At 41.4% G+C, this 21,842-nt stretch carries 15 protein-coding genes; 5 read left to right on the forward strand and 10 right to left on the reverse strand.

Going from position 1 to position 21,842, the window contains the following annotated elements; genetic code table 11:
• Positions 1-14 precede the first annotated feature (14 nt).
• The 5 genes from MHN81_RS05755 to MHN81_RS05775 form a co-directional block, all read right to left on the reverse strand.
• Positions 15-1,364, reverse strand: coding sequence for a TonB family protein (locus MHN81_RS05755; RefSeq protein WP_239425248.1), 1,350 nt, complete (start codon positions 1,362-1,364; stop codon positions 15-17).
• A gap of 299 nt (positions 1,365-1,663) precedes the next feature.
• Positions 1,664-4,231, reverse strand: a complete 2,568-nt coding sequence (locus tag MHN81_RS05760) for a TonB-dependent receptor (protein ID WP_023398116.1) — start codon at positions 4,229-4,231, stop codon at positions 1,664-1,666.
• Positions 4,232-4,911: 680 nt separating this feature from the next.
• Positions 4,912-6,138, reverse strand: coding sequence for a threonine/serine exporter family protein (locus MHN81_RS05765; RefSeq protein WP_036975302.1), 1,227 nt, complete (start codon positions 6,136-6,138; stop codon positions 4,912-4,914).
• Between the two features lie 291 nt (positions 6,139-6,429).
• A complete protein-coding gene (locus MHN81_RS05770) occupies positions 6,430-7,665 on the reverse strand; it encodes a glycosyltransferase family 4 protein (RefSeq protein ID WP_023398114.1) in 1,236 nt (411 codons plus the stop codon).
• The gene (locus MHN81_RS05775; RefSeq protein WP_023398113.1) at positions 7,666-8,679 is read right to left on the reverse strand and encodes a LacI family DNA-binding transcriptional regulator; all 1,014 of its coding nucleotides are present in this window, start codon (positions 8,677-8,679) and stop codon (positions 7,666-7,668) included.
• Between the two features lie 375 nt (positions 8,680-9,054).
• On the opposite strand from MHN81_RS05775, the gene MHN81_RS05780 reads away from it, so the two are divergent.
• On the forward strand, positions 9,055-11,379 hold the full coding sequence (locus MHN81_RS05780) for a prolyl oligopeptidase family serine peptidase (RefSeq protein ID WP_239425249.1): 2,325 nt from the start codon (positions 9,055-9,057) through the stop codon (positions 11,377-11,379).
• Positions 11,380-11,416: 37 nt separating this feature from the next.
• Here MHN81_RS05780 and MHN81_RS05785 read toward each other — a convergent pair whose 3' ends face one another.
• The 5 genes from MHN81_RS05785 to MHN81_RS05805 all read right to left on the reverse strand — a co-directional run bounded on the left by MHN81_RS05785 (position 11,417) and on the right by MHN81_RS05805 (position 16,217).
• A complete protein-coding gene (locus MHN81_RS05785) occupies positions 11,417-12,268 on the reverse strand; it encodes a DMT family transporter (RefSeq protein ID WP_023398111.1) in 852 nt (283 codons plus the stop codon).
• 188 nt (positions 12,269-12,456) lie between these two features.
• Positions 12,457-13,242 (reverse strand): class I SAM-dependent methyltransferase, encoded by a 786-nt coding sequence (locus tag MHN81_RS05790; RefSeq protein WP_023398110.1) that lies wholly within the window; start codon positions 13,240-13,242, stop codon positions 12,457-12,459.
• Positions 13,243-13,333: 91 nt separating this feature from the next.
• Complete coding sequence (locus MHN81_RS05795; protein ID WP_023398109.1) at positions 13,334-14,419, reverse strand: methyl-accepting chemotaxis protein; 1,086 nt, start codon at positions 14,417-14,419, stop codon at positions 13,334-13,336.
• Positions 14,420-14,659: 240 nt separating this feature from the next.
• Entirely contained in the window at positions 14,660-15,502 is an 843-nt protein-coding gene (locus tag MHN81_RS05800; protein WP_023398108.1) for a GGDEF domain-containing protein, read from the reverse strand.
• Positions 15,503-15,794: 292 nt separating this feature from the next.
• Positions 15,795-16,217 carry a DUF3429 domain-containing protein gene (locus MHN81_RS05805; protein WP_023398107.1) on the reverse strand — a complete coding sequence of 141 codons (423 nt, stop codon included), beginning with the start codon at positions 16,215-16,217 and terminating at the stop codon, positions 15,795-15,797.
• A gap of 238 nt (positions 16,218-16,455) precedes the next feature.
• Here MHN81_RS05805 and ahpC point away from each other — a divergent pair, with 238 nt between their 5' ends.
• The 4 genes from ahpC (at position 16,456) to MHN81_RS05825 (ending at position 21,620) form a co-directional block, all read left to right on the forward strand.
• Positions 16,456-17,025, forward strand: a complete 570-nt coding sequence (ahpC, locus tag MHN81_RS05810) for an alkyl hydroperoxide reductase subunit C (RefSeq protein WP_023398106.1) — start codon at positions 16,456-16,458, stop codon at positions 17,023-17,025.
• A gap of 107 nt (positions 17,026-17,132) precedes the next feature.
• Positions 17,133-18,701 (forward strand): alkyl hydroperoxide reductase subunit F, encoded by a 1,569-nt coding sequence (gene ahpF, locus MHN81_RS05815; protein WP_239425250.1) that lies wholly within the window; start codon positions 17,133-17,135, stop codon positions 18,699-18,701.
• A 278-nt stretch (positions 18,702-18,979) separates the two neighbouring features.
• Entirely contained in the window at positions 18,980-20,854 is a 1,875-nt protein-coding gene (locus MHN81_RS05820; protein WP_239425251.1) for a 6-hydroxymethylpterin diphosphokinase MptE-like protein, read from the forward strand.
• A gap of 22 nt (positions 20,855-20,876) precedes the next feature.
• Complete coding sequence (locus MHN81_RS05825; protein ID WP_239425252.1) at positions 20,877-21,620, forward strand: hypothetical protein; 744 nt, start codon at positions 20,877-20,879, stop codon at positions 21,618-21,620.
• Positions 21,621-21,842 lie beyond the last annotated feature (222 nt).

A 21,842-nucleotide genomic window follows, 5' to 3' on the forward strand; every position in this document is an offset into this window, starting at 1 on the left:
TTCTACTTTTCAATTTAACGTAGTGTTTCGAGAAACTCTTCAATTAATGCGGTGTTCCATTGACGCTTCAGGGCTTGTTTTTGCGCATTTTTTGCTAATTTTAAAGCTTCATTTTTGTCATTAGAGCTAGTTAGTTTGGCTTTTAATAAAAGTAACTCTGGGTCATTTTTATCTAGCTCGAGGCCTTTATTCAGCCAAAAAGTAACGTCGTCACTACCCATGGTGTGATTATATAAATGCAAGCTAAGTGCTTTAGCAGCGCGCTTGTCTCCCTCAATAGATTTAGTGAACCACTTAGTGGCCTCACTCGGCGCGTAAATTTGGCTGTTTTTGTCACTATACAGCGTTGCGAGTTTGTATTGAGCTGGCGGGAATTTGTTCGCACTTCTTTTCAGCCAATTTAAAGCCACACTAAATTGATTTTTATTAGTGCTGGTCAACAGCTCCATTGCAAGTTTGTATTGGGCTATCGGTAGGTCGTTTTTGGCCGCAGCAAGTAACATAGTCAGATAGGCGCTGTCATCTCGCCAATGATACTTAAGTAGCTGGCTAGCGTTATATTTGTCAGAGCTCAACCAGTTTGCAATGTAGTATTGAACTTGTGCATTACCTTGTTCAGCAGCGTCAATATGACGCTTTATTTCAACCTGATAATCTTGCTGCTGAAATGCGAGTGTCCGCTTATACTCTTTTCCTTTAAAGGTGGTGAAATGATAGATCAACGAATGATTTTTTTTTGCCTGACCGGGTTTGTAACGCCAAACGCTTACCGCATTGATTAAGGCCGAAGCAAAGATATTCTTAGGGTAGTCATCAATTACGACGAGGTTTTTGACCACACCAGATGTGTCTATATCAAACTCCAACCAAACCCAGCCTTCAAGGCCTTGCCTTGCTGCTTGCTCTGGATACTCTGGTAGCTTTTCATAAACTCGCGACAATGTACCGCTGGGCGCTATTGTATGGTCTAAGTTTGGGTAATAACTTTGGCTCACATACTGATAGCCAAAGCGTTCTTTTTTATCGTTTAGTACTTGTGCTAAAACTTGTTGGTTAGCATATTGAGAAGAAATTAGCTGGGCTGTTTTAAGAGATTCTGAAATACCGTACTCAGCAGCGAGTGAAAACCACGCGTGGGCTGATGAAAGGTTTTTTTCAGTTCCTTGGCCATGTAATGACATTACGGCCAAATTATAAATGGCATCGCCGTTACCTAGTTGGGCCAGTTGATAAAACTCGTTATAGGCTTTGACGTATTTTTGCTGCTGGTAATACTGCGTGGCAGTATATAAATCAGCCTGGCTTGTTGGTGACAACAAGACCAAAATCAATACCAAGAGTTTAATAGGCCTAAAATGGTTCATGCTGACTAAAATGGCACCCTTTGCTAACTACCTAACTTGCGTTAAGTGTAATTTTACTTATTCACTATGCTAATTTATGTACCTAAATGACCGATTCTACAGCTTTTAAAAACAATTACCATATTCTCAAAGTATAAGGTGTTTAAAAAGAAAAGCTGAAGGTCTACAAGCGTAGACTTCAGCTCAAAGTCTCCTGGGCAGGGAGGGGCCTTCCATCGCCTAATGCCGCTGTGTTAGCAGCGAACTTATAAATAACCTCCCGGTGTTTAAAGCTTTTTCACAGGGAGGTTTTTCTAGTGTTAGAAGTTAAAGCGAACACCGGCAACAAAGCGTCGGCCATCGGCATAGACACCGGTAAGGGCTTGCTCAACACCTTCTTCTTGATAGCTAAATGTATGCTCGTCTGTGAGGTTTATTGCCTCGAGTACAACTGCTAAGTTTTCATTAATGTTGTAAGTAATATTGGCGTCTACTTGTCCATAGGCATCAATATAGCCAGGCCAGTCATTACCTGAGTCATAACCAGAGCGGTGATTGTAAGAAATGCGACCGCTTAGGCTTTCGTTTTCGTAGTATGCGCTTAAGTTGATGGTGTGCTCAGAGTTACCTGGGATAGTAACGTCGTTACCATCTTTGTCTTTCGCTTCGCCATCTACGTAGGTGTAATTGGCTGAAACACCAAAACCTTCTAGTAATTCTTGTTGGTAGCCAAACTCAAGACCTTGGATCCGACCCGCGCGACCATTTGACGGACGACTAATTCGGATCAAAGTGTTTTCATGAGTCTCAAAAGCGGGTGTACTATCAAGGAATGATTGGATATCTTTGTAAAAGAAGACGGCTGAGAATATACCCGCTTCATTGAAATACCACTCAATACCTGTATCAAACTGGGTTGCACGGAATGGGTCGATATCTGGATTACCACCAGTACCCGTTTGGGTCTCCACGTTGTATGAAGTTGAAGCAGTCATACTTGCGTAGTCAGGTCTAGACATTACTCTTGCTGCACTGAATCGCATTAGTAGATCGTCATTTAAATCGATTGCTAAGTTGATACTAGGCAAAACGTCAAAGTAATCTTTATCTTGGGTTGTCCACAGCTCAGCACCAGATGCACCAGCAAATGCTGACGACTCTTGTTTAGTATGTACAAGCCTTACACCTAAGTTACCACGCATGCCATCAGCATCTATCGTTGTTTTAACATAACCTGCCAAAATCTTTTCTTTGATGTCGAACGTACTGGCCTTTAAAACTTCATAAGGCCAGTTCAGTGCGTCACCATCTTGGCGTACCTTATCTGAATCTGTAATAGCATATGCTCGTAAAGTGCCTGATGAGCCTAATCCAGAAAGATAATCACTTGGCATACTCAGCGAATAGTCTGCTAGACTCCAATTCAAATCAGTACGGTTTTGAGTTGTGTGTTTGGTATTAAAGCGACTGTGGTCACGATATTTTACGCCCATTTTGATTTCGCTAAAAACAGCAACGTCGATAGGGCGTTTAAAATCTGCTTGGAAGTAGGTTTCATCGTCTTTTGCGTCGTTACTGTCGTATCGCAAAAAGCCAAGGTTCCATTTCGAGCCATCTTTTGGGTCTGCGCCGTAAGATGTTTTAACGTCTTCAACTTGTGAAGTGTCATAAGAATGTACATAGTTTCCAACCCAACCGACCGAACGGTCCGCCTGCGAACCACCAGTGCCTTCAGTGTAACCAAGCTGGTATGTAGAGTGCCAAAGCTCGCCTTCATGTTCGACTTTTAAGTCATAGGCTTTTGTTTTAAGTTGCGAGTTTCTGACTTTGGTTTCATTTAGAATGTTGGTGCCATCAGGAGAGAGCCCCATAGTGCCACCAACAACCATTCTACCTACTTTATCATGATCGATTATGGTGATATCAGTATATTGAGAGCCGCCACGTTCTGGTAACCACAGGAAGTTTTGGTTTTCATTATCAGCATCAAGCGTAGAATCTAGTAAATTAAATGAGATATCGGTCGCATCGCTAGGGCGATATTGAAGTGCTAATGTGACGCCTGTTCTGACTCGCTCTTGTGAGAACATTGCTGAACCACCACCGCCAGGACTGTACACATCTTCGTGAACTGTTCCGTCAGCCATCGTAATGGTTCTATCAGCCCAACTCCACGCCTCAATACCATCTCGACGAAGGTTTCTTTCTTGTCGAATTACAGAAACAAGTGCGCCAAAAGTTTCATCATCATTTTTAAAGTTGTACATGATTGACGCTTGAGGATCAGTTTCACCGGACACTTCACTATATTGTGCGAGTAATGATCCTGCGATTTTGTTTGCATCTAAATCCAGCGGTTTTCTTGTTTTAACAACGATAGTTCCACCGATTGAACCTTCGTCTATATCAGCTTCCGGTGATTTATAGACTTCAAGGCCTGCGACGATTTCAGAGGGAAGCATGGTGTAGTTGAAACCGCGGCTGGCTGCTGAGTTTGTCCACCAGTCAGCTGAACCGACTGCTTGGCCGTTGAGTAATGTACGGTTTTGGCTTTCGCTGGTACCTCGAATGCTAACGCGTTCACCCTCACCGAAGTTACGAGTTAAAGACACACCTGTGATACGTTGCAATGACTCGGCAACATTTTGGTCTGGAAATTTACCTATGTCTTCAGCTGTGACAGCGTCAACGATTGCATCTGCATAACGCTTTGTATTAAGCGACTTTACAACGCTACCACGTATGCCACGAACTTGAATCACTTCCACTTCTTTCTGATTTGAAACAGCGCTGTCATTTTCAGCAAATGCAAACGGCGAAATATATAAAGTTGACCCCATCAATGCTGAGCTTATTGCCAGCGACAACTTATTCTTATTGTTAAACATGATACCAATCCCCTTGGATGAAATTTGAACGTAATCACTCGAATGTAATCTTGTGCAATTAAGATTTAACAACAAGAGCAGTTGTTAAATCTTGAATGAATATTAATAGTTGTGAAATGTGATTTTTTATAAATTTTGGTGATTTAACTTCATGATTTTTATCAAGATAAAAAATTATTTGTTTTATTTTGAGCTTTATAAATAAATTTACTTGTCTATGTGGTAATGAAATTATATTTACATTCACAACTAATGATATTTAAGATTTGATAAATGTAGTGGTTAAAGAACAAAAACCCAACGGCGCATACCCAGATACTGCGTCTTGGTTATGGTAACTTTGAAATAGATAATTTAAATAGGGCAATGTTCGCCATAATGTGAAGTTGGTGTAGAACGAGGAGTCAATGTAAAGTCGTTTTAGAGAAAGCCTGAAGTCAGCGCCACAGAGGCCGGGTAGATTACCTAAGCTGGTGATGGATTGCCTTCAAGGGGAGTCATACAAGCGTATGGCTCACTCAATTACGTTGTTATTTACAAGCCTTATTAGGTGGAAGGGTTTACGTTGGCCAATATCAGGTTGTAACAAGAGACATAAATATTAAGGTTACCTAGGCTGGTGGCGGTTTGCCATTCAGGGGAGCCATACAACCGTATGGCTCAATTAATTACGTTATTATTTACAAGCTCTTTTTAGGTGGAAGCGTTACGTTAGCGAATATCAGACCTGCAACAAGGGACATAAATATTAAGAAGGTTTGTTGTCCGATATGATCAGCCATTACAAAACTCTGTCCTTCGATCAGTGAATTAAGCCCGATATATGTTTTTGAACCCGGAACGAGCACAATTAGCCCTTTCATAGTCACAATTGATGCAGGTGCGTTTTCTACTCTGTTGAAGATGTTACTGAATATACCTACGGCAAAAGCCCCCGCAAATGTCCCAAGCGCATAATCAAAATAAATGGCTGCGCTAACTGAGACTGCATAGGCTATAAAGCCAGATGTAATGCACCAAGGAATATGCTTTAACTTAGTTTTGAAAATGACAACTAAGCTCATACACAGTAAAAATACTGCTAGCCATGCGGTCCATTTAGGCAATGCTTCAGGTTGCACAAAGTCGACTTGACCAAAGACATAGAATCCGATGCTGATACCTAAAAATGCACCAAAATATAACTTGAAGAGCAGCATAAAGGCATCCATAACGCGCGCAGTGCCAGAAACTAAATGTCTTGCAGAGAGTTCAGCAAACCCCAGAGCGAGAGCCAGACCTGGAATAAACACTATGATGGCCGACAGCACGACTAAGCGGATGTTCAACTGAGGATCAAAGTAAGCAGAAACTGCACAAGCCACAAATGCTGCCGCGATAGCAACCATGGGTTCTAACATGTGGGTAACGCGCTTTGAGTGTTCAGACCAAAGAATGAAGAGATAAACCAAGATTGAAATAATGCCTGACCAAATCACATCACTCCAACTTGTTCCCATTAGCATGGCAAATGCGCCACCAGAAATCGCAAAGGCCACAGCCATTTGCCAGCGCGAATAGGGTGAGTCGGCATTTTGGATTTGATCTAAGCTTTCATCAGCTTGGGTTACACTTAGCTCACCAGCAAGCATTTTGTTCACGACGTCATCAGTGTTGGCCAAAGAACCCAAATCGTGATCGCCAGGCTCAACACGCGCTACATGGGTGTATTCTTCTTCATGTCCATCGGTCCATATAACAAAAGTGACTGATGTAGGCGACATAACAAAAGATGATTTTAATCCAAGGTGTGTGGCCACTTCCATTAAATGTGCTTCTAATCGAAAGGCAGGGGTTCCATATTGATGAAGCATTTTGCCAAGTTTAACGATAAACTTGCGCTTTTGGGTAAACGTAGCTGAATTCAACTGTGCAATACCTAATAGTTGCGTGATTAAGGGCGAGCCCAGATATTTAAGTACGGCGTACTTAAATCCCAAATAACAAAAACATAGTACCTTATGGTATCGCAAAATTATGTTGCAAATTTGAAGCGCTTTTGGCGGACTTTTTCGTTCGAAAAAAGGCATAAAAGCATGTTGCAACATGGTTCGCGGCGCAATTAGTTCAAGATAAAAACAGAAGTTTTGACTCGTTGTTTATTTCTGCAAAACTAATAATAAGTTACGCCGCGCATTCTAACCAGTTTTGTCTGATTTTCAACGCATTTTATTTGCATTTTTTTCTTCAATCCATTGGGACATATATTGGGTACTACGGAGTGTATGGTGTTTGAGCATCTGTCCATAAAAGTTTTGCGTACGATGCTGAGTCAAATTACTCTGAATAGTAGATATTTTGCATTCGAGTCGTCTATACAAAGCGCTTTTATCATACCTATCAGACAAAATATTCAAGCCGTTTGATTGTGCCTGTTTAAAGTAAGACTCATTGCTATAGAGCTCGACCGCTTCGTCGATAAACTCTTTTTCATTTGCCGCAATAGCACCATGCCACGGCAAAGCGCCGTGCATACCTTCAGCGCCGACAGGGGTTGTTACACATGGCGTCTGAGTTAACATCGCTTCCAAAAACTTACCCTTTATACCTGCTCCAAACCTAAGAGGTGATAAACAAACACGGCTATGTTTCATCACGTCAATTGCGTCGTCTGCCCAGCCTTTAATAAGAAAGCCAGTTTTCGGGTTGTGAAGGGCAGTTGCTTTTTTGGGCGGGTATGAACCATAAATGTGCAGTTCAGCATCCGGAAGCCGCTTTTTGATTGTTGGCCACAACTTCTGTAAATAAAGGACAGAATCCCAGTTTGGCGCGTGACGAAAGTTACCTATGGTCATAAAGTGCTTTCGCTCATCAAAGCTTGGAAGCTGTGACGGAATTTGTGTTAAGTCGACTAAAAAAGGTAAGTGCAACAACAGCCGAGGACTGACGTTAAATGTATTTGTCAGTAACTCCAGTTCATAATCAGAAATGATCAAAGATAAATCACACCGTAATATTGCCGCTATCTCTCGTTTGGCAAGTTCGCTATCTAACAATTGGTCGCGATGAAAATCAACGCCGGCTTTGACTGCACTGTGACGAGCCCCTCTCAAACATTGTAAGTCTTCCGTATCTAAAATCTTGAGTGCATTGGGCGCAAATTTATCTACCCGCCAGCCAAACTGCTCTTCCATCATAAAACGATCAAACAGGACGATATCAGGCGACATCGCTTCGATATACTGATCAAACGAGCTACAGTTGAGTGCTATTGGCTTGCTTGTAATGCCATAACTTGATAAGTCGACCATATGGTCTGTTTGTTGCGCCGGACTTGCAAATTCTACCTGCCAGCCATGTGCTTTAAAAAATTGCAATAAAGACAGCATGTGCACGCCAGCTGCCGATGAATTAGGCTCTGGCCATACATAGCCGATAACTAAAACTTTGGTCATTTAAGAAGATGATTCTCGTATTTGTAAAGATATATCTACCAGTGTTCTCACCGGTGGTTGAGATTTGTTAAGGATTTCACTAAGTGCCTGACAAGTCCGCTTACCAATGTCGTTTGCATCAATACGAACCGATGACAGTGCGGGGCGCATTAAGCGCGAATCAGCAAGGTCATCAAATCCAATCACTTTGATATCTTTGCCAGGTACTAGATTGTGTTCGCGCATTGCTTCCATTGCGCCATAGGCAATGACATCACTGAAGCACACAATTGCTTGGATATCTGGAGCGATACTGAAAAGTTGATGGAATGCATCTCTGCCGCCTTGGCGGTTCGTTGGTGCCATTATTTCATGGGATTGAATTTGATCAACGTGGGCAGATATTGCTGAGCGAAACCCACTCAATCGTTCATGGTAGTCGGATATTTCATCAGTACCGCCTAAAAAAGCAATTGATGACAGCCCTTTTTGCAATAAATGCTCTGTTGCTAAGTGTGTGCCTTTTTGGTTGTCAGGCAAAATGCAGGGGGCTTCAGCAAACTGGATTTCTCGCATGATGTTGATGACAGGAAACCCGGTTGAAACCAGTTGGTTCACCCATTCTTTGGTTGTGCCTGGTGCAGGAACCATGACAAACGCAGAGACATTGTACTCTTTGAGGGTATTAACAACTTGTTGTTGACGGGTAAAATCCTCCCCGGTATTTACTAGCATCGGCACCATACCTAGCGCATAAATGTGCTTTTCTAAGCCCACCGCCAATTGCGCTGAATAGGGGTTGGTTAAATCATTGATAACGACCGCGACGAGGTTGGATTTTTTACTGCGCAGTGCAGCCGCATCTCTATTATATACATAGCCAAGCTTTTCAATGGCTTTGAGAACTTTTTCTTTACTTTTGTCACTTACTTTGTCGGAGTGAGTTAATACAAGGGAAACTGTAGATTTGGAAACTTGCGCTTCTTTGGCAACATCAAAAATTGTTATTTTTTCTGGTTTTTTGTCGTTGTTCATAAGTGCCTGATCGCATAGGTTGTGCTGATGACGGTTGCATAGTTTAAACCTATCAACTTCGACTCTGCAACTTACAATTCAATTGATGCTGTTCTGTATAAAACAATAGTCTAAAAAACAGCTTTTTAAATGCAATATGTCTCTAAATTACTGCACTTGGTGAAAAATAAGGATATCATGTCCCGTTGTGGCTAATAGACTAGGACTATAGAAGTGATAATTATCAGGGCTTTAATACTATTTGTATGCGCATGTGTGTTGAGCAATGGAGTTTATGCTAATCCATCAAGCTATAAACAACCTTCGGCTGAAATTGCGGAGCTTATACAACATCACAGTGTCCCAAAAGCTCTTGTAAACGCCAAAGGCAGCTGGATGGCATTACTTACGCCCCTAGAAGCCGATAATACTGGTAAATCATTCGGTCAACAGCGTCCACCGCTGAGCATACTTGGTGTGCAGATAAACCCTGAAACCAGCTTGCGTCCAGATGCCGAGCGTTATGCTGGTGTTTCATTTAAGCATATTGACACCGGCGCTCTAATCAAGGTGAACAATATCCCCGAAGGTCACATTATTCAGCCTACTTGGAGTGCAAATGGACGCTATCTTGCGTTTATTTTAGAGACTCAAACAGGTGGATACTTATGGGTGTATGATATTAAACAACGCCAACCTAAGAGCTTGTCCAATTTCCCACTCAATGGCTTTACAATGGCAAAACCTTTCGAGTGGCTGGCCGATAGTTCAGGCCTCATTGCCAATATTAGAGTGAATCATAGCCGTCAAAGCGTTACTCGTAGCGCAGAGCAATCAAATGCGAATGGTCCATTGGTTGTTAATTCAACTGCACAAATAAAACCGTCTGATGCTTTTGATGCGCCAAAACATGCACAGTTTACACAGTTAGCATTAGGGCAACTATATAAAGTACCGCTAAAAGGGAGAGAAGTTCCAATCGGACAACCTGCTTATTTTAGCAGCTTTAAAGCGTCGCCTGACTCGACCAACTTGTTGGTTGCTATGATGGATATACAAAACTTGTCGCAGATGACGGAAGAAGACTTTGATAAACAACACTATAGTGTTTGGCAGATCTGGGGAATGAGAGGTGCGCCGCTTTATGAAGTTTACCGACCGCAGGTTACTGTTTCCGAACAAGATAGTCTTACTCAACCATTTACAGATGCAACCGTTAAACGAGTATTCCAGTGGCGTGCTGATAAAGGCGCAACCTTGATATGGGCCCAGTCGGATTTAGACAGCGACAGCGAAAGTTTGTACAGTATTTCAGCGCCGTTTAGACGTAACCCTCGCCACTACGCTGACATTGAGGGGCGGCTATCGGAGATAATGTGGGGTGACAATCAGCTTGGGTTAATGGTCATTGATGCCGGAAATAATGAAAAAGACTACTATGCATTTTCGCCATTAACGCCAGACCGTGCTCAAGTTAAGTTGAACTTATTTGAGGGCCTTTCTAAAGGTGAAAGCCGCGAATTGGTAACGACCAAAAATGATATTGGCGCTTCGGTAATTAAGGTTGCTGGAGGTCGCTACATATTTATCACTGGTACAAAAAAACAAGGTGAGGCAGATATACCTTATCTTGCAAGATTCGATGCGCGAGGTAACCTAATGACGCCTATTTGGGAGTCAAAATCTCCATATTTCGAGCGAGTTGTGGCTGTGCTTTCAGATGATGGTATGCAATTCGTCACGCGTAAAGAGTCCAAAGACAATCCAACAAACTACTTCTCTCGTAATTTGACGTTTGATGTTGTCGAGCAACTTACTAAGTACCCACACCCATATCCAAGTATGCAAGGGATCCGCAAAGAGGAAATGCGTTTCAGTGTTGGTGCCGGTGGTGTAATTAAAGGAGACTTTTATTTACCTAAAAGCTTTGATCCTAGCATGGGTCGAGTACCAGTTGTGGTATGGCTTAATGACACAAATGAGCAAAATAGTAAGCAAGTCATCTCGTCGCCTTACCTATTCCCTGATCTAGATGCCAAGAGTGGCGTGCCATTTGTTCATGAGGGGTATGCTGTGCTCAATATCAAAAATATGCCTATGCTGAGTGCGCAAAATCAAGGAGAGCAGTTTGACCAACAGCTGAGGGCCAGTGCAAAGGCAATAGTTGATACTTTGGTCTCTCAAGGTATTGCGGACAAAGAAAAAATAGCCATAGGCGGCCATGGTTTTGCAGCCACAAGCGTACTTAAACTGTTAACTCAAACAGACTACTTTGTCACCGGGATCGCGCGAAGTGGTACTTATAACTTGACGCTATCTCCGTTTGTTTTTGGTGCTGGCGAGCAAAGTTTGTGGGTTGAATCTAGCAAGTATTTAGCTAATTCTCCCTTATTCTCTGCGCAAAATATTCGCAGTTCGGTGTTGTTGATCCATGGCTATCAAGATAGGAAGGAAGGCAGCTACCCGGTCCAATCGGAAAGAATGTTTAGTGCGCTGAACGATTTAGGCAAGACCGCCAAGCTTGTTTTGTTACCAAATAGTGGTCATGAATATCAGGATGAAAAAGATTTACTGCATATGCTATATGAGCAACAGCAGTGGCTGAAACTTCATTTTGCCACGCTACCTGAGATCGAACCCTCGAGCTCAGCACCTGAAAATTTGCACTTTGAGCTGGAAGTTGAGGTAGAGGAGTCTGATTTACCGTCACCGTGGGGTTAGAAGGACCCGCTCCTGAAGCAGGCCCTTAGTTGGTTTTTTAGGATTCTTTGGTGGCTATTGAGCTGCCTAGCGATGCGGTGATCACTAAAATTATGGCGATCCATTGTGAAAATGTAAGCAGCTCACCTAAAATCAGCAAACCAGCTAGAGCTGCGACCGCAGGCTCTAAGCTCATCATAATACTAAAGCCCTGCGCAGGCATATTGCGCAGTGCCACCATTTCCAGACTGTATGGTAGTGCACTCGATAATAACCCAATAGCAATGCCGAGTGGGATAAGGGACCAGTCAAGTAGTGCACTGCCCTGAGAAATGACGCCGTAGGGGACTATCGCGAAAGCTGCGACACTCATGCCCAAAGTGACTGCTATGCCTCCTGAGCTTTGTCCACCAGTTTTTTTACCAAATATAATGTATCCGGCCCAGAAAGCACCCGCTACCAGAGCCAGTATCACACCAATAGGATCCAGTCCATCCACTTCACTCATATTTGGAAGCAGCATTATGATCCCGGCAATGGCGAGTAGCACCCAGAGGTAATCACGCTTGCGTTTGGACGAAAATAATGCGACTGCCAGTGGCCCGGTAAATTCCAATGCGACACCAATGCCCAATGGAATACGTTCAATGGCATAGTAAAATGTCAAATTCATGATCCCCAATGAGAGGCCATAAAGAATAACCGGTCGCCAATTGGCGGGGAGTTTTCTCCAAGGTCTAAAAATGAGGCACAATATCAAGGCAGAAAACCCCAAGCGGTAGGCTGTCGTTCCTTCGGGGCCAACATATGGAAATAATTGCTTTGCGATTGATGCGCCAGACTGAATAGTCACCATAGCTAAAAGAAGACATGCAATTGCGTATAAAAATCGTTTGTCTAGAATTTGCATAACGAAGCCCGCTAATTCAAAGAGGGCGCAAGTCTAAGGTTTTCTTTAAGGATACACAATCACTTTGTATACATTATTCCATTATTGTTTATTTCGCAGTTTTTGTTGTTTCAAAAGTGTTTTATTTGTAACTAAAACACTTTAAAAATGGAGGTTGTATTTTTTCTATTTGTTATATATTTGCAGGGTCAATCGGCTGCTTGACTTAAGTATGCTTGCCAAGCCTGTTCATGTTTAGACATCTGTTTATGCTTTTTTGAATTTAAATGCGCTTGTTTGTCTTGCTCTGTTAGAAATGGACCAACACGGCACATGGCACAGTGAGACTCAGATAAATAGCTGGGTTTGGTAAGTGGTAGTGATGGTGCGGGCTTGGGTGACCAAAAGTAACTGATCCCTCGGGTATCTTTTACGTGTTTGTCTCTGTCGACATTGCGTATTTTATACTCAGGAAACCGCGTTATATCAAAATCACTTTGTCCTAGGTAGTTTAGATTAAGTGATTGATGTAAGGTTTGTTCGAGGTTCCATTCGCAATATGGCTTAACATCTTTTGACGTTATGATACTGAGCATTGGCCCTTGTTTATCTAAAGCAATTGACTGTGAATAAGTCAAAAAATACCTCAGTAGGCGTCTATTTAATGTATTTATGCTCAGTGAGTTCTGTTTAAACTCGTCATGTGAAGCAAAAGCAGGAATAAGCGGAAACTGAAAAATCACAGCGTCGAATGTCTGCCCATTCAAGCGAGACCAAGATGCTTTGTCAGTGGCATCAAACTCAGTCAACACAGGTGTATTGGACGCTATCAACTTGTCTAAAGCATGATTTTGATACTTCTCTCGCAAAATAGCTTCGCTGTCGTAAATACTGGCGATAATTTGCTGAGGTTGAAGGTGCTTTTTGATGGAGTAGGAGAAGCTTAAATCGCCATCTCCCACTGTTAGTATTCGCCACTTTGGGTCTAATTGCATGATAAACACTGACTAATTAAAAGTGGCGAATTATATCAAGATTTAACTATAAAAGTCGTCAATCGAAGGAGAAATATATCGTCTAACTGCATTAAGTGTTTCTAAGATCATCCAACAAATGCATAACCTCTACGCTGGCTTGCTCCATTCTATTGAGCTGTTGTACTGCCCCCTGTTTGTCACCATCTTGGAACTTTTTAATAGCCTCTACACCGGATCTGTGTACTTCTTTGTGTGGCTGCTCTAGGCGCTTATAAGCAGAGTTGTTTGAATATTGTTTAGAGCCATCTCCTAGGAACCATTTACCAAGGCGACACGATGTATGATCGGCAAAATTGCCGACAGTTTTATTACTGCTTCCCATGATCACGGCGTAGACTTCGCTTTTCCAAACGACGTGATCAAGTTTCACTGTTTGAATAAAAGTCTGCTGGGTAGCATTGGTGATAGTTTGCTTCATTGAACCGCACGTATTAACAATGTCTCCATATTCATCATTTAGGTGCTCAATACTGTGAGATAAATTTTTATTTGACTCTTGGATCACTGACACATCTTTCACTGTAAGTTGGGTTGTATCAATGATCTTGGTGACTAACTCTGATACTTCGTTAGCAGATGCGCTGGTGTTATTTGCCAAAGCTCTAACTTCATCTGCTACAACACTGAATCCTCTGCCAGCTTCACCCGCTCGTGCAGCTTCAATTGCAGCATTAAGTGCTAACAAATTAGTTTGATCTGAAATTTTGGAGATCGTTGCGACAAAAGTGTGAATATTGTCAGCCATATGAGATAGGCCTGAAATATTGTCGGTCATACTCGACATATTTTCAGAAAGCTGGCTCATACCAGCCAGAATGTTTGCTAGTGACTTTTCTGACGTTTCGAACGACTGATTAACTTCTGCTATGGCTGCGCTGTCTTGCTCTATATTTTGAAAGCTGTGAAGTACCGTCTCTCTGATCCCTTCTACTTGGCTCATACCGGATAGAGCACACTGCAAGAGCTGATTGTCGGTATTATCATTTAGCTGCTGTTGTGCTTCTATCAACTGTGATTGTAGTTGGTTGTTTTCAGTTGTAAGGCGCTCATTTTCTTGTACTTGTTGTGCCAACTCACGTTTTAATTGCGAAAGTTCTGCTTTTATTTCTGAGCTGGAGAATAAGTTGGTTAGCACGAGTCAATCTCCTTTGTAATATGAGTGCATAGTGTATTAGGTATGTGTCTGAATGATTTGATAATGACACATCAACAAGCGACGGTTTGCTATGAATTTTTCGCAATACGCCAGCTTTAACATCTTAATGATGCCATTTAACCATAAATGTTTTAATAGTACTCTATTTTTTAAGCCTTAAATCAAAGGGTTTTATGTTGGGACTGCTTTTATTGTACTAATGAAAGGCATGGTAAGATGTTAACTGACCCGAGGTTTAGAGCGAACAGACTTAAGGCGTTTGTTACTGTACATGGCCGCATCAGCGAGATGTAGTAATTTATCAGGGGCAATTTCTGTGTCTGTAGCAGTGAAACCAATGCTAATACCGACACCGTATTCAAAGACTTCTTCTAAAAGCTTTTTGCGAAGTTGCTCGTCATTGTCTGTATCAAAACTACCAAATGCGACAAACTCATCACCCCCGATCCTAAAACAACGTTCTTCGCCAAACTGTGTGCTCAAAGAGTGTGCTACTTTTTTCAAGATTAAATCGCCACAGCTGTGCCCAAATTTGTCGTTGGCGCATTTAAAATCATCTAAGTCAAAATAAAATAAAGTTGTATGTTGCTCGCAAAGTGTCTTGAATTGGGTAAAGCAGGCTCTGCGATTTCCTATCTGAGTGAGTTCATCATGGGTTGCATCAAATTTAAGCTTTTCTTCCAGTCGTCGTCTTTGCACAATTTCATTGTTGAGTTGAGATATGGTGTCTCTTTGTCTGACTATCATGGTGTACAGTGCATAGCATATGAGTAAAAAGCCAATCTGTTTAAGTGACGTGTCTAGCGCGATAACTGGAAATATGTCCACGGCGATAAAATCGTCCAGCAGATCCAGCAGTAAACCCAAACAGTATATAGACCATGCCCATATTAAAATGTTGTTCTTTAAATGCGGTGCTGAATAAACGATCATCGTTGAGGCGATAGTAAACCAAAACAACTCCTCTAGTGAGTCCAGCAGATCACCAGGTTGCTCTCTCATCCAAAGATAAAAGGTGAACACAAATAGCCCTATCACCCCGTAAAGCAGCTTTTGAATCATGTATGCACTCCTAACGCTACTCTTTAACTTATAGCAGTATTATTATTGATCTGCTTAGTTGCGAACTAATTTACCGCACTGATTCAAATCTTTGAATTAAATAGTTGTCAAATGCTCAATAAGAACCTTGCAGTACTTCGGCAGGTACCGGATTTTAAAAGAGGATTGTTGGGCCGGCACCTGAACACTGTTCGATAATGTTAATTGATTACACTCGAAACGTGTAGCTTTTTTACATTGCATTAAAGGAATAGTTATGGTGCCGCCATGATTGTGAGGTTAAACGTTTATTCTATCTCGTCAATTCAATTGCTTGTGAAATCATAAATAGGTGCGATACAAAAACAACAGAGGTAATGACAAAGCGCATTTGTTTGTAGTCTTTATGTGTTTCTTGCCACTTAGGCATACTTTTTTCAAACCAAAGTACCAGCCAATAGCTAGCGGCAAGGTAGCTAAGTTGTGCGGTAAAAGAAACCAAATAAAGTAAAGGAAATGGAAGTACAACCACCACCGCCAAAATTGCGTGGGCCTTTGGTTGTTCCCCTGCGCGCCACATGGTCCCTGCCATAAACGCCAGAATGCCCATACTGTAAAAACTGAAAACACCGACCAGGGATTCCGAGCTTCCCAACATTAGTGTTGCTGCAATGCAAAGTAAAAAAGGCACAAAGCCCAAATAGCCTAATTGAATATGGTTAAAGTACGGGTGCATAAAAACTCTTAATTAGTTTGATTTAGTCAAATATGTGGGTCCATTGAGGTCACCACTATTACTACGAGTAGATTATACCTAAGGTTTACAATGGGGTTGAGTTTATTTAATCAAATTTATCGATAGCAATGATAGTTTTAATCAATTTTATTTAAAAGTGCTAAGTCTATATCTTTGTATTCAAGCAAGGCGAGGGTACTCGCAAAGACAAAATACAAACTTAATATAGAGGATAGTCATGAGCACTTCATTGATTAATACAAAGCTTTTACCTTTCAGCGCAACTGCATACCACAAGGGTGATTTTGTTGAAGTTTCAGAGCAAAATTTACTTGGTAAGTGGAGCATTGTTTTTTTCTACCCTGCGGACTTTACTTTTGTGTGTCCGACAGAGCTTGGCGATTTGGCTGACCACTATGCACAGCTTCAGGAAATGGGTGTTGAAGTATACTCTGTATCAACAGACACTCACTTCACACACAAAGCATGGCATGATGCTTCTGACACCATCAAAAAAATTGACTTCCCGATGATTGGCGACCCGACAGGTAAAATCACCCGCAATTTCGGTGTGATGATTGAAGAGGAAGGCCTCGCACTTCGCGGCACGTTTGTTATCAACCCAGAAGGTGAAATCAAAGTTGTTGAAACACATGATTTAGGGATTGGTCGCAGCGCAAAAGAGCTATTGCGTAAAGTTCAAGCTGCTCAGTACATTGCAACACATGACGGCGAAGTTTGCCCAGCATCATGGCAGCCAGGTGAAGAGACATTAGCGCCTTCTTTAGACCTTGTGGGTAAAATCTAATTTGACTCACACCATACCTGCCAGCATTTGCTGGTAGGTATCACTTGAATTTGCATCCCTTAAATCAAGCAACCATGTGCGTAGCGTTTCAATGAGGAATTATAAATATGTTAGATGCGCAAATTAAAAGCCAACTAAAAGAGCACTTTAAGAATATTAACTCGCCTGTGGAGCTGAGAGTCGCGCTGGACAGCAGTGATAAGTCCAATGAATTGAACTCACTCGCACATGATCTTGCTGCTTTGAGTGAACACCTAACAGTGGTTGAAAACTATGATATTAACGCGAGAAGACCTTCTATGGTGGTCAGCTCCGTTGAATCAAAAACACAACTCAGTTTTGCGGGTGTACCTATGGGTCATGAGTTTACCAGCTTGGTTCTTGCGTTACTGCATAGTGGCGGTCATGCAAGTAAATTGGACCATGATGAAGTTGAGGTAATTAAGGCAATTGATAAAAACCTGAATTTCGAAGTGTACATATCGTTGAGCTGCCAGACTTGCCCACAAGTTGTGCAAGCTCTCAATACTCTAGCGGTAAACAACCCCAAAATTACAACAACTATGATCGATGGCGCACTATTCCAGCAAGAAGTTGAAGAGCGCAACATTATGGCCGTTCCGAGCGTCTATCTCAATGGTCAGCTATTTAGCCAAGGTGCAATTGGTTTGTCAGACATATTGAAAAAGCTAGATCAAAACTCAGCTCAAAAAGAAGCCGAAAAACTGAGTAGCAAAGCTCCTTTTGATGTTTTGGTGATTGGTGGCGGCCCAGCAGGAGCATCAGCCGCGGTATATGCCGCGAGGAAAGGCTTAAATACTGGCGTAGTTGCAGAGCGGTTTGGTGGACAAGTTGCCGACACAATGAGTATTGAAAACTTTATCTCTGTTAAAGAAACAGAGGGCCCCAAATTAGTCGCCCAATTGGAGCAACACGTTAAACAGTACGATGTGGATGTTATGACTGGTAACAGAGTTACGCACATTGAAAGAAGTAATTATTTGGATATTGAGCTAGAGAATGGGGCTAAATTAAAAGCGAAGTCTGTAGTGATATCAACGGGTGCACGTTGGCGTAATGTTAATGTACCAGGAGAGCAGGAATACAAAGGTAGAGGTGTTGCATATTGTCCGCATTGTGATGGACCGTTATTTAAAGGCAAACCTGTTGCGGTTATTGGTGGGGGCAATTCTGGTATCGAAGCGGCAATAGATCTCGCAAATATTGTTGAACATGTCACCGTGCTTGAGTTTGCCAGTGAACTTAAAGCAGATCAGGTATTGATCAATAAAGCTAAGAGTATTCCAAACATTGATATACGCACGAATGTGCAAACGACGGAAATACTCGGCGATACGAATAAAGTGACCGGTTTACAATATTTGGATCGGGATTCAGGCGAAGCGCACTCAATTGTGATTGCAGGTGTATTTGTACAAATAGGATTAGTGCCAAACTCAGAATGGTTGCAAAACAGCGATGTTGAAATAAACCAGTTTGGTGAAATAGAAATTGATAATAAAGGGTCTACAAGTATGCAAGGTGTTTTTGCGGCAGGCGATGTGACCACAACCCCTTTCAAACAGATAGTCATTGCTATGGGAAGTGGCGCGAGTGCTAGTTTAGGTGCGTTTGAGTATCTAATTCGAGAATTGGACCCAGCTGTCGCTGCATAGGTTTCCCTTTATAGCTGATTGTTCAGCTAGGCTTTATTCATTGCAATATACCCATGCAATGTTTCTCCAGCCACGCAATTGCGTGGCTTTTTTTATTAATAAAATAAAAATTATTATTTTATTAATAATTTTAGTCTTCAATCCCCTCGGTTTGTGTAGTAATTAAGTCAGTGTAAGTTAATGAATTTTAAAAATTAAAATTAAGTTATTAATTCTAAATTACTAACTGATATGTTTGGTGGCCTTCCTCTATTTTTTATTGACGAAAAAGCAGATTGGTGGAAAAATTATTAGGCTATAACTATTTGGAATTTATAAACTATATGGAACTATTTGAGCAAAACTTGGCGTACCTTAAAAGGTATTTTCCAAATCCTTTCTATAATCGCATTTGTTCTAAAAAACTTTCCCAGATATCTGAATTCCAAAGTAGCTTTTATGGTGAACACGCTGAAGGTAAATGTTACAAACAAGTTGATTTATTCCTTCAACACCCGGCCCATTTAAGCCTTAGTTTTTCAACCAATACTTACGAATATACACATCAACTTTGTATTAATAATTTAAATAGTATTGCGGATAATTTGGGAAGAAAAAGTAACTCAAAACCGCAACGTGGTACATTGATTGTTTTAGGACTCGGTGCGGGCTATCACATTCCAAAGCTTCTTTCAAAAATACGATACACGGATGTGATAGTCGTAGAATCGAGTGCCGAGCATTACGCGATGGCATGTCAACATATTAACTTTGCAGCTTTACATGCAGAGTGTGAAAGTAGAGCGGGTTCAATCAACTTTTTCAATATAGAGAGTTACGACCAGTTTCTTAGCGAAATGAAAGGCCTAATAGACCAAAATGGCGTTCATTTACTATCCGATATCAGCCTGTATCGTCATTACAGTACGCCATTGACGGACCAAATATTTAGCGAGTTTAAGCAGTGGCGCAATAGCTTTGCAAGCATGTGGGGCTTTTTGGAAGACGAGTTACTTGGTTTGAAACATACAAGCGAAAACCGTTTAAACTCGACAGTTTCTTGCCACGAAAATGTTTTTTCTGAGTTTGAAAGTTTTCCAGTCGTGATTGTTGGTAATGGGCCGTCATTGGACAAAAGTATAGATGAATTAAAAAAACAGTCAGATCATGCATTTATTGTCTCTTGCGGAACATCTCTAGCACCTCTAATGAAAGCTGGGATCAAACCTGATTTTCATATAGAAATGGAGAGAACTTCAGTTAATTTTGAAATCAAAGAGGCTGAACTGGTAGATCCAAGTAACAAAGATGTGGTGCTTATTGCACTTAGTACCGTTTACCCCAAATTGCTCACTCAATTTGATAATAGAATTGTCTTTGCAAAAGGCAATGATCTCGGAGCTGAGCTTGCCAACCTTTCTGGAGATGGGTGCAAAGCGCTTTATCATTGTAACCCAACGGTAACAAACATGGCCGTTGCGTCATTTATTAGAATGGGTTTTAAAAACATTATATTACTCGGCTGTGATTACGGATATGTCGATCACCAAAAACATCACAGTCAGCTGTCGAGCTACTATGAGCCAACCAATTTACTTTCTAATGTTAATTTTGACAATGAAATGAAAGTTAAAGGCAATTTTAGGCCATTTGTATTCACTTCACGGATTTTTAATGAGGCTCGGGCTGCTCAAGAGAGACTGCTTGGATACAATCCCTCTGCCACAGTAACCAATACAAGTGATGGTGCGCATATTAAAGGGACGCAGGTTGCAAACTTTGAAGATTTGAAATTTGATAAAAAATCTAAATATAAATTAATGCCTACGGTTGTCGCGTACGCTAGTACTCATTCTGGATCTCAGCTAAACGTTGGCGAGTACTTTAATGATGCGTGTGACAAACTGAAAATATTAAAGGCGCAGGTTGGTGGCGCTGATTCAATTACCGAAGTAAAAGGACAATTGAATCGATTTATCTATGAATTGCGTAAAGAACGCCAGTCGTTTGTTTATCAGCTGCTGCTGTGTGGTTCAATAAAGTACATTGTCGCGACAATCGCAAGCCACATAAACCATCTGCCATTGAATGTATGGGCTGATTACGATGTTAAAGTTCGCATCGAGCTGAGCGCCATGCTAGATAAATTAATATATGAATTAACACTCCAATAGCAACGTAAATTAAGGGAATTAAATGAAATTCGACTTAAAAACAGTCCTTCCAATTGCACTTGTTGCAGTTCACTCTGGTAATGCAGTTTCACAAACTATTGATTTTTATACTGCCGACCAAAAGCCTGTTGAGGCGAGTGCAGGTTTTGAAAGCAATCAATTTGATAGTCAATTTTCGGCAGGTGATTCATTCGGTGCAGGTGATTCATTCGGTGCAGGCGATTCATTCGGTGCAGGCGATTCATTCGGTGCAGGTGATTCATTCGGCGCAGGTGATTCATTCGGCGCAGGTGATTCGTTCGGTAGTCGTCCCATAGACTTTGAAGCTTTCCCAACGGGCGAATTAAACTCTGATACTCACGGTTATATCCATCATGGTGTTCTTTACCTAGAGGTTGATAACAACAATGATGGTAATTATTACGACTATATGAAAGTGTGTATTAAATCAAATGACCGCGTTATATCAGGTGCACATTCTCAATTTGATCTAATGGCGCTCCAAAACCGCTATATTCTTCAAGGGGCTTATCAGCCGATGAGTCTTTACGGCTCAGATTATGGCTATTTAGAGCTTGATTTAACTTTTGACTTTGGCCATGTCAAGGAGTCCATGGTTCTGTATAAGTACAGCGGCGGCAAATATGAGTTTAATGGCTATACGTTGATTAATGGTAATCATGCTGGCACATTACGCGCTTATTATAAAGGCTCAGATATGTATATCGCTGAAGGTTGTGAATATACGACAGGTTCCAGATTTTAAGCCTAATGTAATCTAGATGCTATTAAGTACTCCCAAAGTTAAACTTTTGGAGTACTTTTACTCGTTATTTTAGAACGAGTATTTTGCTTATTTCTTGCTTATTAGATAACAAAGCAGGTTGTTGCATGATTATGGTGTCAACTAGTTTCCCCCCAGATTGAGTTGCATCGATTTTAAAGCCCCTTGGGAACTCAGTGACACACAATAAGGACTTAGTATTCC

Source organism: Pseudoalteromonas sp. Of7M-16 (genome assembly GCF_022347805.1).
Classification (GTDB): domain Bacteria; phylum Pseudomonadota; class Gammaproteobacteria; order Enterobacterales; family Alteromonadaceae; genus Pseudoalteromonas; species Pseudoalteromonas luteoviolacea_F.